Origin of the sequence: Streptococcus sanguinis (assembly GCF_900635155.1) — a bacterium.
Classification (GTDB): Bacteria; Bacillota; Bacilli; order Lactobacillales; family Streptococcaceae; genus Streptococcus; species Streptococcus sanguinis_G.
The window spans coordinates 1,098,922-1,116,527 of sequence record NZ_LR134002.1; the positions used below are offsets into that span (position 1 = coordinate 1,098,922).

Annotated in this window: 23 protein-coding genes; 16 read left to right on the forward strand and 7 right to left on the reverse strand. The window is 41.4% G+C overall.

The features are described from left to right. Nucleotides 1-2 precede the first annotated feature (2 nt). Both ELZ47_RS05680 and ELZ47_RS05685 read right to left on the reverse strand, forming a co-directional pair. A complete protein-coding gene (locus ELZ47_RS05680; protein WP_125331033.1) occupies nucleotides 3-959 on the reverse strand; it encodes a ribose-phosphate diphosphokinase in 957 nt (318 codons plus the stop codon). A gap of 135 nt (nucleotides 960-1,094) precedes the next feature. Beyond that, a complete protein-coding gene (locus ELZ47_RS05685) occupies nucleotides 1,095-1,658 on the reverse strand; it encodes a CYTH domain-containing protein (protein WP_312022626.1) in 564 nt (187 codons plus the stop codon). Between the two features lie 100 nt (nucleotides 1,659-1,758). On the opposite strand from ELZ47_RS05685, the gene ELZ47_RS05690 reads away from it, so the two are divergent. The 5 genes from ELZ47_RS05690 to mutY all read left to right on the forward strand — a co-directional run bounded on the left by ELZ47_RS05690 (nucleotide 1,759) and on the right by mutY (nucleotide 6,313). Further along, nucleotides 1,759-2,430 carry a GTP pyrophosphokinase gene (locus tag ELZ47_RS05690; protein WP_125331035.1) on the forward strand — a complete coding sequence of 224 codons (672 nt, stop codon included), beginning with the start codon at nucleotides 1,759-1,761 and terminating at the stop codon, nucleotides 2,428-2,430. Continuing rightward, a complete protein-coding gene (locus ELZ47_RS05695; protein WP_002930523.1) occupies nucleotides 2,405-3,232 on the forward strand; it encodes an NAD kinase in 828 nt (275 codons plus the stop codon). Before ELZ47_RS05690 ends, ELZ47_RS05695 begins: the two co-directional genes overlap by 26 nt. Further along, a complete protein-coding gene (locus tag ELZ47_RS05700; RefSeq protein WP_125331036.1) occupies nucleotides 3,229-4,119 on the forward strand; it encodes an RluA family pseudouridine synthase in 891 nt (296 codons plus the stop codon). The genes ELZ47_RS05695 and ELZ47_RS05700 overlap by 4 nt, the downstream gene beginning before the upstream one ends. A gap of 20 nt (nucleotides 4,120-4,139) precedes the next feature. Continuing rightward, nucleotides 4,140-5,117, forward strand: coding sequence for a phosphate acetyltransferase (pta, locus tag ELZ47_RS05705; RefSeq protein WP_009660434.1), 978 nt, complete (start codon nucleotides 4,140-4,142; stop codon nucleotides 5,115-5,117). Nucleotides 5,118-5,182: 65 nt separating this feature from the next. Further along, entirely contained in the window at nucleotides 5,183-6,313 is a 1,131-nt protein-coding gene (gene mutY / locus ELZ47_RS05710) for an A/G-specific adenine glycosylase (RefSeq protein ID WP_125331037.1), read from the forward strand. 47 nt (nucleotides 6,314-6,360) lie between these two features. On the opposite strand, the gene ELZ47_RS05715 is transcribed toward mutY, so the two are convergent. From ELZ47_RS05715 to ELZ47_RS05735, 5 genes are all read right to left on the reverse strand, one after another. Beyond that, a complete protein-coding gene (locus tag ELZ47_RS05715; protein WP_125331038.1) occupies nucleotides 6,361-6,708 on the reverse strand; it encodes a PedC/BrcD family bacteriocin maturation disulfide isomerase in 348 nt (115 codons plus the stop codon). 116 nt (nucleotides 6,709-6,824) lie between these two features. Beyond that, nucleotides 6,825-8,543 carry a phospho-sugar mutase gene (locus ELZ47_RS05720; protein ID WP_125331039.1) on the reverse strand — a complete coding sequence of 573 codons (1,719 nt, stop codon included), beginning with the start codon at nucleotides 8,541-8,543 and terminating at the stop codon, nucleotides 6,825-6,827. A 238-nt stretch (nucleotides 8,544-8,781) separates the two neighbouring features. Further along, nucleotides 8,782-9,345 carry an ECF transporter S component gene (locus ELZ47_RS05725; RefSeq protein ID WP_125330402.1) on the reverse strand — a complete coding sequence of 188 codons (564 nt, stop codon included), beginning with the start codon at nucleotides 9,343-9,345 and terminating at the stop codon, nucleotides 8,782-8,784. After that, nucleotides 9,329-9,880 (reverse strand): phosphopantothenoylcysteine decarboxylase, encoded by a 552-nt coding sequence (coaC, locus tag ELZ47_RS05730; RefSeq protein WP_126435539.1) that lies wholly within the window; start codon nucleotides 9,878-9,880, stop codon nucleotides 9,329-9,331. The genes ELZ47_RS05725 and coaC overlap by 17 nt, the downstream gene beginning before the upstream one ends. Nucleotides 9,881-9,891: 11 nt before the next feature. After that, nucleotides 9,892-10,575 carry a phosphopantothenate--cysteine ligase gene (locus tag ELZ47_RS05735; RefSeq protein ID WP_125331041.1) on the reverse strand — a complete coding sequence of 228 codons (684 nt, stop codon included), beginning with the start codon at nucleotides 10,573-10,575 and terminating at the stop codon, nucleotides 9,892-9,894. Nucleotides 10,576-10,788: 213 nt separating this feature from the next. Here ELZ47_RS05735 and ELZ47_RS05740 point away from each other — a divergent pair, with 213 nt between their 5' ends. The 11 genes from ELZ47_RS05740 to ELZ47_RS05785 all read left to right on the forward strand — a co-directional run bounded on the left by ELZ47_RS05740 (nucleotide 10,789) and on the right by ELZ47_RS05785 (nucleotide 17,437). Beyond that, on the forward strand, nucleotides 10,789-12,459 hold the full coding sequence (locus tag ELZ47_RS05740; RefSeq protein WP_125331042.1) for a formate--tetrahydrofolate ligase: 1,671 nt from the start codon (nucleotides 10,789-10,791) through the stop codon (nucleotides 12,457-12,459). A 77-nt stretch (nucleotides 12,460-12,536) separates the two neighbouring features. Continuing rightward, nucleotides 12,537-13,070, forward strand: coding sequence for a GNAT family N-acetyltransferase (locus ELZ47_RS05745; protein ID WP_221762802.1), 534 nt, complete (start codon nucleotides 12,537-12,539; stop codon nucleotides 13,068-13,070). Then, nucleotides 13,067-13,678 (forward strand): DUF5052 family protein, encoded by a 612-nt coding sequence (locus ELZ47_RS05750; protein WP_125331044.1) that lies wholly within the window; start codon nucleotides 13,067-13,069, stop codon nucleotides 13,676-13,678. The genes ELZ47_RS05745 and ELZ47_RS05750 overlap by 4 nt, the downstream gene beginning before the upstream one ends. A 3-nt stretch (nucleotides 13,679-13,681) precedes the next feature. Then, nucleotides 13,682-14,335: a DNA alkylation repair protein gene (locus ELZ47_RS05755; RefSeq protein WP_126435540.1), complete on the forward strand. Its 654-nt coding sequence runs from the start codon at nucleotides 13,682-13,684 to the stop codon at nucleotides 14,333-14,335. Continuing rightward, on the forward strand, nucleotides 14,332-14,874 hold the full coding sequence (locus tag ELZ47_RS05760) for a GNAT family N-acetyltransferase (protein ID WP_126435541.1): 543 nt from the start codon (nucleotides 14,332-14,334) through the stop codon (nucleotides 14,872-14,874). The genes ELZ47_RS05755 and ELZ47_RS05760 overlap by 4 nt, the downstream gene beginning before the upstream one ends. Nucleotides 14,875-14,965: 91 nt before the next feature. Then, complete coding sequence (locus tag ELZ47_RS11860) at nucleotides 14,966-15,127, forward strand: hypothetical protein (protein WP_002926338.1); 162 nt, start codon at nucleotides 14,966-14,968, stop codon at nucleotides 15,125-15,127. A gap of 3 nt (nucleotides 15,128-15,130) precedes the next feature. Further along, nucleotides 15,131-16,006, forward strand: a complete 876-nt coding sequence (locus ELZ47_RS05765; protein WP_126435542.1) for a replication initiator protein A — start codon at nucleotides 15,131-15,133, stop codon at nucleotides 16,004-16,006. A gap of 68 nt (nucleotides 16,007-16,074) precedes the next feature. Next, complete coding sequence (locus ELZ47_RS05770) at nucleotides 16,075-16,284, forward strand: hypothetical protein (RefSeq protein WP_126435543.1); 210 nt, start codon at nucleotides 16,075-16,077, stop codon at nucleotides 16,282-16,284. Nucleotides 16,285-16,542: 258 nt separating this feature from the next. Continuing rightward, the gene (locus ELZ47_RS05775; protein ID WP_126435544.1) at nucleotides 16,543-16,878 is read left to right on the forward strand and encodes a hypothetical protein; all 336 of its coding nucleotides are present in this window, start codon (nucleotides 16,543-16,545) and stop codon (nucleotides 16,876-16,878) included. Then, complete coding sequence (locus ELZ47_RS05780; protein WP_126435545.1) at nucleotides 16,875-17,204, forward strand: YdbC family protein; 330 nt, start codon at nucleotides 16,875-16,877, stop codon at nucleotides 17,202-17,204. Before ELZ47_RS05775 ends, ELZ47_RS05780 begins: the two co-directional genes overlap by 4 nt. A 5-nt stretch (nucleotides 17,205-17,209) precedes the next feature. Next, the gene (locus ELZ47_RS05785; protein WP_125336601.1) at nucleotides 17,210-17,437 is read left to right on the forward strand and encodes a hypothetical protein; all 228 of its coding nucleotides are present in this window, start codon (nucleotides 17,210-17,212) and stop codon (nucleotides 17,435-17,437) included. Nucleotides 17,438-17,606 lie beyond the last annotated feature (169 nt).

Sequence of the window (17,606 nt, forward strand, 5' to 3'; positions counted from 1 at the left end):
CCTTATTTCTTTTGATAGGCAAAGAGCGGGCTGACTGGTCTTCTTTCTTGGATGCGGACAATAGCATCACCAATCAGTTCACTTGCTGTAATGTAGTGGAGATTCTTAGGTGTTTTTTCTTTGGTATCAACAGAGTCGGTCACAAGAATTTCCCTGATAGGAGAATTATCCAGTAATTCCGCAGCCTTTCCAGCAAAGAGTCCGTGACTGGATACAGCATAGATTTCGATTGCGCCTTCACGACTGACAATTTTTGAAGCTTCAGAGAAAGTCCGACCCGTATTCAAAATATCGTCAATCAAAATAGCCTTCTTTCCTTCGACATCTCCGATGATGTAGCCCTCAGAGCGACCAGCCTCATCTTCGCCATAATCAATGATCGCAATCGGGGAATCCAAATACTCAGCAAGGTTGCGGGCGCGTTTGACGCCAGAGTTTTTAGGACTGACGACAACGACATCTTCGCCAGTTAGTCCCTTATTGCAGTAGTGTTTGGCAAAGAGTGGAATAGTGAAAAGGTTGTCAACTGGGATATCAAAGAAACCTTGAACCTGCACTGCATGAAGATCCAGAGAAATCACGCGATCTACTCCAGCACCGACCAGCATATTGGCAACTAGCTTAGCTGTGATTGGCTCGCGTGGAGCAGCTGTCCGATCCTGACGGGCGTAACCAAAATAAGGCATAACAACATTGACTGTATTAGCACTGGCACGCTTGCAGGCATCCACCATAATCAAGAGCTCCATCAAGTGATTATTGACAGGGAAGCTAGTGGACTGAATGATATAAATATCATAGCCGCGGACACTCTCTTCGATATTAATTTGAATCTCGCCGTCCGAGAATTGGCGGGAGGAAAGTTTTCCCAAAGGAACCCCAGCAGCCTCAGCGATTTTTTCAGCTATGGAATGATTGGAGTTGAGGGAAAAAAGCTTCATATTTTTTTTATCTGACATGAGTTGGACCGTCCTCTTTTTGTCTCATTTCTATATCTAATGCTCCATGAAATTTATTTTTCAATATGCTTTAGATTGCTACCTTTTATTTTACCAAAAAAATTAGATTATTTCAGCTATTTTGTGGTTGTTGGTTTACAAGTTTTCAGAAAATCTTGCTATCTTGCTCTTGCCGGGTTTGTAGTCGATCTTGTGCTGTTTTAGGAAGTCAAGGAAATTTTCCTTTCCTTTTTCAAAATCTTCAACCTCGACTTCAAGTTCGAAGTCTGTTTTGCCAAAATAGTGGCTCTCATCCAGAGCCAGCAGACCAATTTCGTCTTCTTTTTCATAGCGGATAGTCTCTAGAGAGCCTAAAACTTTTAAGTCTTGAATGGGAAGTCCTTTTTGAATCAGGGTATCTAAAATCTCACCGGCAGGAAAGATATTGTTCTGTAAAATATTTTCAGTTTCTTCTGGTGTCAAGTTCTGATTGAGTTCCAAGGCTCCGACTTCTTGAGGAATCTTGAGCGTCAGCTCAGCTTCGCGATGCTTGAAAGTTCGTACTCGAAAAGCCATGTGAGCGTGACGGATAGACTGCTGATCTGACTCGATGTAGTAGTTGGTCTGGCTAACAGGAGTGATGTCAGCAAACAACTGGAGCAAACGGTCGTGCTCTTCTTTTGTCAGCATGGTTTTAAATTCAATTTCTAAGTGGGTCATTTTCAAGTCCTTTTCTTTGCTTTTGTTTGAAAGCGATTTATGTTATAATAACAGTTGTGTTTATTTTATACAAAAAATAATGATATGACAAGGTAAGTGTATGACAATAGAATGGGAAGAGTTTCTAGACCCCTACATTCAAGCGGTTGGAGAGCTGAAAATTAAGTTGCGTGGGGTGCGAAAGCAATACCGCAAGCAGCAGCGTCATTCCCCGATTGAGTTTGTGACCGGGCGTGTCAAGCCAATTGAGAGCATTAAAGAAAAGATGGTTCTGCGAGGCATTCGCGAGGAAAACATCGAGCAGGAGATGCAGGATATTGCAGGCTTACGGGTTATGGTCCAGTTTGTCGATGATGTGGATGAAGTTTTAGAAGTCCTGCGAAACAGGACAGATATGCGGATTATTCAGGAACGGGATTACATCAAAAACAAAAAAGCCAGTGGCTATCGGAGTTACCATGTGATTGTAGAGTATCCAGTTGATACGATTAATGGTCATCGGCTTATTCTGGCTGAAATTCAGATTCGCACCCTTTCGATGAATTTTTGGGCTACGATTGAGCATTCTTTGAATTACAAGTATAAAGGAGAATTTCCCGAGGAAATCAAATGCCGCTTGGAAACCACAGCTAACCTAGCCTATCAGCTGGATGAGGAGATGGGTGCTATTCGTGACGCTATCCAGGAGGCGCAGGCCCTCTTTGACCCTCTTCACCGCAAGTTAAATGACGGTGTAGGAAATAGTGATGATACAGATGAAGAATACAGATAAAAAAATAGCGATTATCCGTAATCGGAAAAGACAGAGTGAACAAGTTTATCAGGATTTGAAGCAGAAGCTGAAACAGAACGGCTTTATTTTAACTCCTAAGAATCCCGACATCGTGATTTCGGTTGGTGGTGACGGCATGTTGCTATCGGCTTTTCATATGTATGAAGAACAGCTGGATCGGGTTCGCTTTGTTGGTGTGCATACAGGCCATCTCGGATTCTATACGGACTACCGTGATTTTGAACTAGATAAGTTGGTGGAAAATCTCAAATTAGACTCCGGGGCTCAGGTTTCTTATCCAATTTTAAATGTCAAAATTACTTTTGAAAATGGTGATACACGCATCATTCGCGCTTTGAACGAAGCAACAATCAAGCGCTCGGATCGGACTATGGTAGCCGATGTCATTATCAATCGGGTTCATTTCGAGCGTTTCCGAGGAGACGGGATTTCCGTTTCGACTCCGACGGGCAGTACAGCCTATAATAAATCTCTGGGTGGAGCGGTATTGCATCCGACGATTGAAGCCTTGCAAGTAACAGAAATTGCCAGCCTCAACAATCGGGTTTATCGGACGTTGGGCTCGTCGGTCATTGTTCCCAAAAAGGATAAGATTGAGTTAGTGCCGACCCGCAGTGACTATCACACTATTGCGGTTGATAATCAGACTTTCTCTTTCAAAAATATTGTCCGTATTGAGTATCAGATTGACAATCATAAGATACATTTTGTGGCTTCACCAAGCCATACCAGCTTTTGGAATCGTGTCAGAGACTCCTTTATTGGAGAGTGCAAGGAATGAGGTTTGAGTTTATTGCCGACGAACATGTCAAGGTGAAGACTTTTTTGAAGCGGCATGAAATTTCCAAAGGCCTCTTGGCTAAGATAAAATTTTCCGGAGGAAACATTCTCGTCAACCATCAGCCTCAGAACGCTGTTTATCTCTTGGATATTGGCGATAAGGTGACGATTGACATCCCGTCTGAAAAGGGATTTGAGAGCCTGAAGGCTGTTGATAAGGACTTGTCTGTCATTTACGAAGATGAGCATTTTTTGATTTTGGATAAGCCGGCAGGGGTGGCCAGTATTCCCAGTGTTAACCATTCCAATACCATGGCTAATTTCGTTAAGGCTTACTATATTGGTCAGGACTATGAAAACCAACAGGTGCATATCGTGACGCGTTTGGATAAGGATACAAGTGGGCTCATGCTCTTTGCCAAGCATGGCTATGCTCATGCAAGATTGGACAAGCAGCTGCAGAGGAAGCTGATAGAAAAGCGCTATTACGCTCTGGTTAGGGGTAGTGGTCTCCTAGAAGAACAAGGCGAGATTATTGCTCCGATAGGGCGCAACCCTGAGAGTATCATTACGAGGCGCGTGACAGAGGATGGCAAGTACGCCCATACCAGCTACAAGGTCATAGAGCGATTTGGAGATGTCTATCTGGTGGATATCCATCTTCATACTGGGCGGACTCATCAAATCCGCGTTCATTTTTCACACATTGGCTTTCCGCTTTTGGGTGATGACCTTTATGGAGGGAGTTTGGTACACGGAATAGAGCGTCAAGCTTTGCATTGCCATTCTTTGAAATTTTATAATCCTTTTAGCGGTCAGGAAGTTGAGCGCGCCAGTCCTTTGCCGGAAGATTTTAAACAAGTTATCAAGAAATTAAAAGCTAAATAGATAAAGGAGTGTTAAGAACAATGAAAATTTTTGACTCAATTCGTGAAGCCTTGAAAGATAAGGAAGTAAAGATTGTCTTGCCAGAGGGTGAAGAACCGCGTATTCTGCAGGCGACCAAACTATTGGTGAAAGAAACCAGTATTACACCAGTTCTTTTGGGTAATCCTGATAAAATCCGTATTTATCTAGAAATTGAAGGGATAAAAGAAGGGTATCAGGTTATTGATCCTTCAAACTGTTCTTGCTTCGAGGAAATGGTAGAGGCTTTCGTTGAGCGTCGTAAAGGGAAAATCACAGCAGACGAAGCACGCCAGTTGCTAAAGGAAGATGTCAACTACTTTGGTGTTATGTTGGTTTATCTTGGTAAAGTCCAAGGAATGGTTTCAGGAGCGATTCACTCCACTGCAGCGACTGTTCGGCCGGCTCTACAAATTATCAAGACTCTGCCTTGGGTGTCTCGCACTTCAGGAGCTTTCCTCATGGTGCGTGATGATGAGCGTTATATTTTCAGTGACTGTGCCATCAATATAGATCCAGACGCCAATATCTTGGCAGAGATTGCTGTTAACTCAGCCCTAACAGCGCAGATTTTCGGTATCGATCCTAAAGTTGCTATGCTCAGCTATTCGACCAAGGGCTCTGGTTTCGGAGAGAAGGTTGATAAGGTCGTAGAAGCAACTAAGCTAGCTCGGGAAATGCGTCCAGACTTGGTTATCGATGGTGAATTGCAGTTTGATGCAGCTTTTGTTCCTGCAACAGCAGAACTGAAAGCGCCTGGCAGCCCGGTGGCTGGTCAAGCAACTGTCTTTGTCTTCCCAAGTATTGAAGCAGGTAATATCAGCTACAAGATGGCAGAGCGTTTGGGTGGCTTTTCAGCGGTAGGGCCTATCCTGCAGGGCCTTAACCATCCAGTTAATGACCTTTCCCGAGGATGTAATGCGGATGATGTATACAAGCTGACTTTGATTACAGCCAGTCAGGCTGTCGGCCATTATTAAACGATAGGAAACAATTGGAGGGCATAAGCTCTCCTATTTTTCTTTCCTTATGCTATACTAGATTTATGTTAGATTTGAAAGAATATGGAATTGAGATGTGGGAGGCAGATAAAATCGCCTCTTTTCGCGAGAAATTATTGACTTGGTATGATGAAAATAAACGTGATCTACCTTGGCGCAGGACAAATAATCCTTATCATATCTGGGTTTCTGAGATTATGCTGCAGCAGACTCGGGTGGACACTGTGATTCCTTACTATGAGCGCTTTCTTGATTGGTTCCCGACAGTAGCTGATTTAGCACAGGCACCAGAGGATAGACTCCTCAAGGCTTGGGAAGGGTTGGGGTATTATTCGCGGGTGCGAAATATGCAAAAAGCAGCCCAGCAGATAATGACGGATTTCGCTGGAAAATTTCCTGATAGCTATGAAGGAATTGCTAGCCTTAAAGGAATTGGACCTTATACAGCTGGTGCCATTGCTAGTATCGCCTTTGGTCTAGCTGAGCCTGCGGTGGATGGCAATGTCATGCGGGTGCTTAGTCGATTGTTTGAAGTGAATCTAGATATTGGCCAACCCAGCAATCGTAAGGTCTTTCAGGCGATGATGGAGATTTTGATTGATCCAGACAGACCAGGAGATTTCAATCAGGCACTGATGGATTTGGGGTCAGATATCGAAGCCCCTGTTAATCCTCGTCCAGAAGAAAGTCCTGTAAAAGAGTTCAGCGCAGCTTATTTACACGGAACAATGGATAAATATCCAATCAAAGCACCTAAAAAGAAGCCAGTTCCGGTCTATCTTCAGGGTTTGATTATCGAAAATGAACAGGGACAATTCTTACTTGAAAAGAATGAGGCTGCTGGCCTGTTATCAGGTTTTTGGCATTTTCCCTTGATTGAAATCGAGGAGTTTCAAGCAGAAAATCAGCCAAGTCTGGATTTATCTCCTCAAGAAAGCTTTGAGCAGGATTATGATTTGATTGTTGATTGGCAGCAGCAGTCCATTTCAAATGTTCAGCATGTTTTCAGTCATCGCAAGTGGCATATCCAGCTGGCTTATGGCCGAGTTAATGAAAGTCAGCACGCAGCTGAGGGAGAAGTCTTGTGGCTTCATCCAGAAGACTTTGGCAATTACCCCTTTGCCAAACCCCAGCAGAAGATGTGGGAGGCTTTTCAGGAAGTTAGAAATAAATAAAAAAATCTGGGACTCTTTTTGTCTCAGATTTTTGAATTGAATCAATTTTATAAGTTTGCAAAAGCTTTAATCTCATCTGCAGTCATAGAAGAATCACAACGAACAGATACTTGGCCGTCTTGAACATGAACAAAACCAGGAACCGTCGGAATGCTGTATTCAGAGCGGAAGGCTTGCAGTTTCTCTAATTCGCTGGCTTCTTCGCTATTGATAAAGAAAATATGTGCCTTGGTATCAGCGACAACGCCAGCAAGAGTAGCAGCGAATTTACGGCAGTAAGGGCAAGTTTTGCGACCTACGAAGAAAGTTGCTGTCTCTTTATCAGAAATCACTTGATGAGCACGGTCAACAGTTGTGACTTCTAAGTCTTTAATATTTTGAGCAAAGTGTTCCATAAATAATCCTCATTTCTTTTGATAAAACTAGTATGCCATAAAAAGCAAAAAAATGCTTGATTTGGAAACGAAAAACCAGAGAATGCGAAATCCATCCTCTGGTTGATAGTGTTATTTTACTTGATAAAAGCATTAATCTCTGCTTCAATAGCAGCAATTTTTGCTTGAGCATTCTCATTGCTATCACCGACAACGGCAATGTAGAACTTGATTTTTGGTTCTGTTCCGGATGGACGGACAGCAATCCAAGAGCCATCAGCCAAAGTATATTTCAGCACATCGCTTGGAGGAGTCGTCAGAGCTGTAACAGTACCATCTGCGGCGGTAGAAGTCTGCGCCTTAAAGTCTTCAGTAACAGAAATAGCAGTAGCGTTGAAATCTTTTGGACCATTGTCGCGGAACTTAGCCATGATAGCCTTGATTTGCTCAGCTCCATCAACACCTGACAGTGTGACAGAGATAGTCTTTTCAGCAAAGTAACCATACTCTTTGTAGATTTCTTCAATACCGTCAGCCAGAGTCAAGCCACGTGAGCGGTAGTAGGCAGCAAGCTCAGCCACGACTAAAACAGCTTGGATAGCATCTTTATCACGTACAAATGGCTTAATCAGATAGCCGAAGCTTTCTTCAAATCCCATCATGTAGGTGTGGTTGTGTTTTTCTTCGAATTCTTGAATCTTTTCAGCGATAAATTTGAAACCAGTCAAGACATTGAACATGGATGCGCCATAACTTTCAGCAATCTTGGTCACCAAGTCAGTAGAAACGATAGACTTGCAGAGAGCTGCGTTAGCTGGCAGAGTTCCAGCACTCTTATGGGCTTCCAAGATGTATTTAGCCATAATGGCTCCGATTTGGTTACCTGAAAGGTTGAGGTAGCTTCCGTCTTTTTGCAGAACTTCTACACCGACACGGTCAGCATCTGGGTCAGTTGCGACCAAGACATCTGCACCAACTTTACGGCCTAATTCCTCTGCTAAGGCAAAGGCTGCTTGGCTTTCAGGGTTTGGAGACTTAACAGTAGAGAAGTCAGGATCAGCTACAGCTTGAGCTTCAACAATTTCTACAGAATCAAATCCAGCTTGAGCCAAAGCGCGACGAGCCAACATTTCACCAGTACCGTGCAGTGGAGTATAGACAATCTTCATGTCCTTGCCGTATTCATCAATCAGTTTTTGGTTGATATTTACATCTTTAACTTCCTTGAGGTATTCAGCATCAATAGCATCGCCAATCACTTCAATCAAGCCAGAAGCTTTTTCAGCTTCAACATCAGCGACCTCAATAGCAAAAGGATTTTCAATAGCACGGATGTAGTCAGTCAATGCATCTGCATCATGCGGAGGCATTTGTCCGCCGTCTTCACCATATACCTTGTAGCCGTTAAATGGAGCAGGGTTGTGGCTGGCCGTAATCATGATACCAGCAAAAGTTCCTAAATGACGTACCGCAAATGAAAGTTCTGGAGTTGGGCGCAGACTTTCAAAGACATAGGACTTGATGCCGTGCTTAGCTAAAACAGCAGCAGATTCAAAGGCAAATTCTGGTGAGAAATGACGGGAGTCGTAAGCAATCGCAACACCGCGTTTTTTGAACTCATCACCTTTTTCTTCAATCAAGCGAGCCAAACCTTCGGTTGCCTGACGGACAACATAAATATTAATACGGTTGGTACCAGCGCCAATCAAACCACGCATACCAGCAGTACCAAACTCAAGATTGGTGTAAAAGGCATCTTCCTTAGTTTTTTCATCCATACTATTCAAGTCTTGGCGAAGATAGTCAGGAAGTTCAGCATAATCAAGCCATTTTTTGAAGTTATCTTGATAAGTCATAGGTGGAGTCTCCTTTATTTTTAAAATGAAGAGATGGAAATTTTAGTAAAAAATCCTGCTCTTAAATTTTCTTAATCGCTTTCATTGTAGCATATTTTCATTAATTTTGAAAGAGGTTACCTAGAAAACGATGAAATACTTTTCAAGGCATTGTTTCAAAGATTTCAGAATGGTATTGCAGAATTGCGAGCTTAAAAAAAGACCAAAGCATTGCTTGGTCTGGAAAGCTAAATCATCATCATTTTTTGGCTTTTTCAAGCGCAGGAATGATAGTTGCTGTCAAAATCGCAGAAATGATTAACTCGGCAATGGAATTTGCTGATAGAATCACAGCCAGAAGTGCTTTGATATCACCTTGGTATACATTTGCAAAGAGAAAGAAGATACCGCCCAAGACGAAGATGGTATTAGTGGCAGAACCAACGGAGCCTGCTAGAATCAAGCCGGCTTTATTTTTCATTGCTTTATATACGAAATAAGGAGTGATACCGATGAGAATGCGAGGCACCATGGCAACAAGAAGCGAAGAAATGCTTCCATTTGGTACAAAAGGGCTAAAGAGATAGCTGGTTGGCAGCAGCACCAAGGTATTGGTAACAACGCTGATACATCCCATGAGCCCACCTAGAACAGCTCCGACTTTAGGGCCATAGAGGATACTGGCGATAATCACTGGGATGTGAATAATCGTAGGTTTAATCGGTACTGGAAGTAAGTTGAAAATAACCGAGCTGAGCAGGTGCAGTACCAACATAATGGCAAAGAAAATAGCAATTTGAGCAATTTTAGACTGTTTTTTCATAAATAAGTTCCTTTACTATATTAATAATCGTATCAATTTCAGCTAGAGCACCTGTCCCCTGATCGCCACAGGCTAGAACGGCTTCACGCGGTTGGATAATCCTCCATCCAAAATGCTGCAGGCGCTCCAAATTGTGCTGGGTTAGTGGATTTTCAAACATTTTAGTGTTCATAGCTGGAGCTAAAACTTTCTTGGTATGAGGCGGCAGAGCCAGGGCGGTAGCTGTCACTATATTATCAGCTAAGCCGTTAGCTAATTTAGCGATGGTATTTGCTGTAGCTGGCGCCAACAAAAAGAGGTCAGACTCTTTAGCGATGTCAATGTGATTGACCTTGCTAGGGTCAGGTTCTTGCATAATATCAATTGCAACTGGTCTTTGCGACAAGACTTGCAGGGTCAGCGGTGTGATAAATTCTGTAGCTGCCTCTGTCATGAGGACAGCAACTTTAAAGTTCTCTTTCTTTAGACGACTGGTGATATCAGCAGCCTTGTAAGCTGATATGCTGCCGCTAACTGCTAAGATAATCTGAGTCATGTTTTCCCTCCTTATGGACTGTGGATATGCAGGTAGAGGAGCTGAGCAATTTCTTCTTTGGATTGAGCTTGAGTTACAGTCTCTTTTCTGACAAGATAGGCTTTGTGCTCATGGTTAGAAATATCTGTCAAATCATTGGCGACAATGATTTCTGCCTGATTTTTTATGAGACTGGCTCGCGCGGTCTTGAGTAACTCTTCCTTAGAAACATCGACCAAGAGTTTGAAGCCAATCAAGCGAATGTCTGGATTCCATTTTTTTACTAGGCTGATGATTTTAGGTGTCTTTTTGAGAAAAAGAACTTGAACATCATCCTGAGAAGAAATCTTGCTTTCTGAGTTAGTCTTATTCAGAAATTCAGTCATATCAGAGCTAGCTGCTACAGCTTCCAAACTAGTCATGTAGACGGGAGTATAATCAGAGACTGCCATTGCATGAATAAGTACATCATGTGTGTGAACGAGCGGCTCCAGGCTTTCAAGCAGTTCTGCAACATTTTCAATCTGGACAATGGTAAGGTTGGGATGAGCTGCAGGGCGAACAGCTTTAGAAGTCGTCACCAGAGTCACCTGATCGCCCTTGTCTAGGAAATTTTCAGCTATAATTTTGCCAAGCTGGCCTGTCGAATGATTGGTAATAGAGCGGACACGGTCGATTTTCTCGCTGGTCCCGCCAGAAGTAATCAATATGTTCATAGCACTATTTTACAAGAAAAAAGAAATTTAGTAAAATAATTCTAATTGCAGAGTGTCACAGCGGAAAATAATTCTCTGAAATCTTATATTTTAGAGAATTTAAATTTCTTAACTTTTCTTTTTCCCGAACATTAAAATCTTTTTAGAGCTTAATCATGTAGAGTTTGCTCTTTTTTGTTATAATCTTTATATTAATTGACAGAGGAGTTCTTGATGAAAACAGATATTGAAATTGCTCAAAGTGTTGAATTGAAGCCTATTGTTGATGTAGTGAAAAAAGTCGGCATCAACTATGATGACTTGGAATTATATGGTAAGTACAAAGCTAAGCTAAGCTTTGATAAAATTCGTGAGGTTGAAAAAAATCCTGTTGGCAAACTGATTTTGGTAACGGCAATCAATCCGACACCTGCTGGAGAAGGTAAATCTACCATTACCATTGGACTGGCTGACGCACTCAATAAAATTGGCAAGAAAACTATGATTGCCATCCGCGAACCATCTTTGGGGCCGGTTATGGGCATCAAAGGGGGAGCAGCCGGCGGCGGTCACGCGCAAGTTTTACCGATGGAAGATATCAACTTGCATTTTACTGGTGACATGCATGCCATCACGACTGCTAATAATGCCCTGTCAGCTTTTATCGATAATCACCTTCATCAGGGAAATGCACTGGGAATCGATCAGCGCCGCATTATTTGGAAACGGGTGGTTGATCTAAATGACCGAGCTCTTCGCCATGTGACCGTTGGCTTAGGAAGTCCTGTTAATGGTATTCCGCGCGAAGATGGCTTTGATATCTCGGTTGCCTCTGAAATTATGGCGATTCTTTGCCTAGCTACGGATATTGAAGATTTGAAAAAGCGCTTGGCTAACATTGTCATCGGTTATCGCTATGACCGCTCACCAGTCTATGTTCGTGACCTTGAGGTAGAAGGAGCCTTGGCTTTAGTCTTGAAAGATGCGATTAAGCCAAATCTAGTTCAGACTATTTACGGGACACCAGCCTTTGTTCATGGCGGACCTTTTGCTAATATCGCTCATGGATGTAACTCTGTTTTAGCGACTAGCACAGCGCTGCGCTTGGCTGATTATTCAGTGACTGAAGCAGGATTTGGTGCGGATCTTGGTGCTGAAAAATTCTTAGATATTAAAACACCAAACTTACCAACTTCTCCAGATGCAGTAGTGATTGTTGCAACCTTGCGCGCCCTCAAGATGAATGGTGGAGTAGCTAAGGATGCACTTACAGAAGAGAATGTTGAGGCAATCCGAGCTGGTTTTGCTAATCTTAAGCGGCACGTTGAAAATATCCGTAAGTTCGGTATTCCAGCAGTTGTTGCTATTAATGAATTTGTATCTGATACGGAAGCTGAAATTGCTACTCTGAAAGACCTATGTGCAGAAATCGGAGTACCGGTTGAGCTAGCTAGCGTCTGGGCTGATGGTGCCGAAGGTGGTGTATCTCTGGCTGAGACTGTAGTCAAAACCATTAATGAAGAACCTGCTCATTACACTCGTCTCTATGACAACGACCTCTCTATTGAAGAAAAAATCGAGAAGATTGTCAGAGAAATCTATCGTGGTTCAAAGGTAAACTTTGAGAAAAAAGCGCAGACTCAGATTCGCGAAATTGTCAAAAATGGCTGGGACAAGCTGCCAATCTGTATGGCTAAAACACAGTATAGCTTCTCAGACAATCCTGCTGCTCTGGGCGCGCCAGAAAATTTCGAAATTACCATTCGTGAATTGGTACCAAAACTTGGGGCAGGCTTTATCGTGGCTTTGACAGGAGATGTCATGACCATGCCAGGATTGCCAAAACGTCCTGCTGCGCTTAATATGGATGTTGCAGCAGACGGCACAGCCATTGGTCTATTTTAATCTTGGTTTAAAAGGCTCTTTACGAGTCTTTTTTTGGTATAATAGTGAAAATAATGAGAATTGAATATGGAGCCAACATGAACATTAGATTAGCAAACCCATCAGACGTTGCGACTTTGCTTGCTATTTATGCGCCTTATGTAGAAAATACAGCCATCACTTTTGAATATGAAGTACCGACCATTAAGGATTTTGCAACTAGAATTGAGAAAACATTGGAAAAATATCCTTATCTCGTAGCGGAAGAAGATGGTTTAATTTTAGGTTATGCCTATGCTTCGACTTATTATGCGCGTGCAGCCTATGATTGGGCGGTGGAATTGTCCGTCTATGCCAGTCAAGATGCTAGAGGAAAAGGAGTCGGCAGTAAGCTTTATGATGAACTTGAAGACCTGTTAGATCAGATGGGATATATGCATTTTCTAGCTTGTATTTCTTTACCTAACGAAGATAGCATTGCTTTTCATACTAAGCGAGGTTATAAGCAAGTAGCACATTTCCCTAAAATTGGCTATAAATTCGAACGTTGGCATGACATTGTTTGGCTCCAAAAGTCCTTAGACAAGCAAGCTAAACCAATCAAACCTTTAAAAGAAATGGAGTGGAAATGATGAAAAAGAAACATTTATTAATAATTCTTCTAAGCATTAGTCTTTTGACCTTGACCGGTTGTCAGTCCGTTGAAAATTGGTTTAAAAATGCCAAGGAGGAATGGATTGGTTTAGAGATGACGGTTCGCACCTATGATGAAAATTCCCAGCTCATTGATCAAATGTCGGGCAAGTCCCTATCTATCTCGCGTAACGAGGAGTTTGACTCAGTTGATGCGGAAGGAATTTCTAAAGAAGACTCTTCTGTGCTCAAAATCACCTTGGGTAAGTATGAGATTGACCATGTGGGCTCTTCCTTGATTGCAGAAGAAAAAGGCTTGAAAGATGTGTTTGCTCAATATCAAAAGACTGCAGATGTTGAGGAGAATAGCCATGCAGTTCCCGTTTTAAATCGCATGATTTCAGCCTTTAAAAACGACTTTACCGGAAAGAAAAAGGTCATTTTGATTCGCTCTCAAAACGGGACTCCTCTGGCAGCTTATGCTGGCGACCGAGTCTCTCTAGATAAATCCGATGCCCCTAAAACTTCTGAATTACTGATTGATGGCAAGCGCCTCGTGATTTACCGCTGCGACTACACTATTTATGACCGAGAATTGCTGGAGTAAGCTATGAATGTAGAGGAATTGGTAAAAGAGTTAAAAGCTGTGGCTAACCCTGATGATGCAGTGGCTATGAAAGCCTATATGAAAAATAAATTTGAGTTTCTAGGGGTCAAGACTCCAGCCAGACGGAAGCTCGCAGAAACTTTTTTCAAACAGCAGACTGACTCCGTCATTGACTGGAATTTTATAAATGAAGCTTGGAACAATCCCTATCGAGAATTGCAGTATGCCTCGCTAGATTATCTGGAAAGTCGCAAGAAACTATTGATTCCATCTGACTTGTCTCATTTGAAAAAGCTGGCTCAAACAAAATCTTGGTGGGATACCATAGACTTTTTGGACCGCTTGGTTGGATCCATCATTGCCCGATTTCCAGAAACCAAAGAGATTATTTTAGCTTGGAGTCGTGATGAGGATATCTGGCTGCGGCGCTTGGCAATTGATCATCAGCTATTTCGGAAAGAGGAAACAGATACGGAGCTCTTGGAGAAGATTTTAGTGAATAATCTAGGCCAAACAGAATTCTTTATTAACAAGGCCATTGGCTGGGCGCTGAGAGATTATTCAAAAACCAATCCAGACTGGGTCAGAGAATTTATCGAGCGGCATCAGATAGAAATGGCTGGACTTAGTATTCGAGAGGGAAGTAAGTATTTATGAAACATATTTATTTAAAATATCTGGAAGAGAAGGATTACTCGGTTTGGCTGGAAGGATTTTCCAATAGACTGCCTTCTCAATCACCATTTGATGCTGGGCTTTTAGATATGACAATTTGTACAGAAAGTTGGTTTGCGGATTTGGTGGCTAAGCACCGCGATTTCCGAGAGAAAGACCAACAGTATATTTGGGGAATTTATGATGCAAAAAGAGGAAAACATGTAGGTATGGTTAATTTATTTGTGCTAGCTAGAGATGATTTTCAATGGGCAGAAATAGGTTATACGATACATAATCAATTTTGGCGTCAGGGCTACGCCAGAGCTATGTTAGAAGAACTCAAGAAAGTCAGTCGCGAACTAGGATTTCATCGTTTAGAAGCACATGTTGATCTACAGAATATCCCTTCGCAGAATTTGCTGGAGCAAGCTGATTTCTATCGTGAAGGTGTACGGAAACAATTCCAAAAAGAAGGGCAGGAGTGGAAGGATAGACAAGTTTTTGTTTATATTTTAGATTGTAAGTGTCTAGAGTTTTGAGAAAGTGAAAAATTAAATAAGAAATTGACGAGGAAATGAGAAATCATTTCCTCGTTTTTTGTTTATTTAAGATAACTAAGGAGGGGCTAATATGTCACCTAAAGAAAAAGAATCCAGAGAGGCTATTATTTCATTCTTGATGAAAGAGACAGGTTCTACCCGAAAAGAAACGCTAGAAAATTTGAAAGAACTAGAAGCGTTTGGATTGATTAGATTTAACTCAAAAGGTGCTTTTAGACTGAGGGAGGTTTAATCAATGCGAGATATAAAATTTATTAGTGCAAGTCATTATCAAACATCAGAACGATTTTATGCATTGCCCAAAATTCTATTTGAAAGCCCTTTGTACGAGAACATGAGATTAGACTCCAAAGTAGCTTATTCTATGCTGAAAGACAGATTGGATTTATCTTTCAAGAACAATTGGATTGATGAAGATGGAAATATCTATTTGGTATATTCTAACTCTAATCTAATGAAGATCCTAAATTGTTCAAAATCTACCCTTTTAAGAATTAAGAAGCAGCTTACAGAATATGGTTTAATTCGTGAAATTCAACAATCTACTAGTAAATCAGGAAACCTTGCTAACCGGATTTACCTTGGTCTACTACAAGATGATACACCTACTAGAAATGCTGATAAATCAGGTGATTTCAAATCTGACACCAGGGGGGTGTCAAATTTAGACCAGGGGGGTGTCAAAAAAACACTAGGGGGGTGTCAAATTGATACTACCCCGGTATCAGATTTATCCCCTAACGATACTGATATTAGTGATACTGATATTAGTGATACTGATATAAATGATACTGAATTAATTATTTCTGAGGAGGATGAGGAAAAGGCTACTCAAAATTCAAAAAATAAAGATCCAAATTCCCTTTTCCGGAAGGTTGATAAAGCTACCCAATATGATAAAGATTATATCTGTGATTTGGTATATGCTCAGCTTTTGGAAGATAACTACTCAGAAACAGTAATTAGTGTTATCATGCTGCCATTTGAGGATCGTTACAAGTATGCTCTAGAGAATATGCGCTTTGCACGTTCATCTGAAATGGTTGCTGAGTACATCTACAATGGGCTACTAGCAACTTACAACAGCAATGCCAGAAAGCAGTTGGAATAAGATTTTGTTCTCCAGGAACAATGAGATAGATTTTACTAGAAAGAAATGTTTGAACGGAGAGGAAATTTATGACACTTTTTGCATATATTTTTATATTTATCACTGTAGGTTTTCTTATAAATCAACTGTATGAATGGTTCGGTATTTCTTGGCAGTTGATTATTGATGAAGGTGCTAAGATAGTTGTTTGGTTTTTAGTTGCTGCTATTTTAACTTTCTTTTTGGGAATAGCTTTTGGATTGCCTCATTTTGAGATTAAATTGATTCCACATTTTTAAAAACTTGACCTCAGTAAGTCAATAAACTGCTGAAGCACTTTGACAACTGCATATATCCTCTGCCCTGATACAGCGTGACTATGAGATACAAAATAGGGGGCGGAGTGTAAAGCCAGACTCTGGCCTCAGTCACATATTGCATTTTTGCAGGTTTGCCGTTACAACCATAAACGGTGCGCATGAAGTACGGATATAACCTTTAAGGTTATACAGCATGGGTGTAAATTAACCTAAATTTATTCGAGAAGGAGAAAAAGAATGAATAAATTTAAAGACCTTGCAGACAATGAAGTCTGCATCAGAGATTTAAAACAGTTAGGACGTGAAGGTGGAGCCTCTGCCTATCTGGAAACTGGCGAGATTTTGGTTTTAAAGCCAAAATATGGAACCATTTCAAGACGTGGTTACGTTGCCGGAAAGTCTAGAGTCGTTGAGTTGAAAGTCGAGTATAAAGACATTTTTTCTGCAATTCGCACAATTACCAGAAATAATATTTTAATTGCAAGAAGATGTCGATTTGGAATGACAAGCGTATTGAGACTGACCGGAACAGGTTATCACCGAACTAGAAGAAAAATAGGAGGAACTACATGACGGATTGGAAAGACGGAAATGATTGGAGTTTTGAAAAACCTCAGGAACAGAACCAGTCCAACCGTCACCCCAGAAAAGATAATAATGAGCCAGTTCATTTTAAAGTGGTTGAGCATATAGCAACACTGTCAACCACTGAAAAAGGCTGGCGGAAGGAACTAAATAAAGTTTCTTGGAACAACACAGTTCCAAGATATGATATTCGATCCTGGAAGGACGATTATTCACGAGTTGGCAAAGGAGTCACACTTTTCGAGGATGAAATGATTGTCCTGAGGAAAGTGTTGCAACAATTAAATCTAACAGAAGATAGAAAAGAGGAATAAAACAAATGGAAACGGCAGTAAAAGTATTTCAAATGTTACAGATCATTGTAGGTATTACAGGTTTAGTCTGGGTACTAGTTGGTGTTATTGAATTTTTCGGAGGACGAAACAATAATGACTCGATGCGTCAGGAAAAAGGCGCAAATTCAATGATCAATGGTGGCGCTGTTGGTGTAATTGCAGTTTCAGTCTGCCAAGCAATCATTACAGCGCTTAATTCAATTCCAAAATAAGTAGTGAAAGGAGCTAGAGGGAATGGATAGCATTAGTAAATCTCTAGCTAGCTATAGTTCAACCGTTAATCAGTATGCGGACAAAATCAATAATGCCTTATTGCCTATTGCAGCAGTCATTATTTTAACTTTCTTCCTTTTCGACATGATGTCCTGGAATAGGAGATTA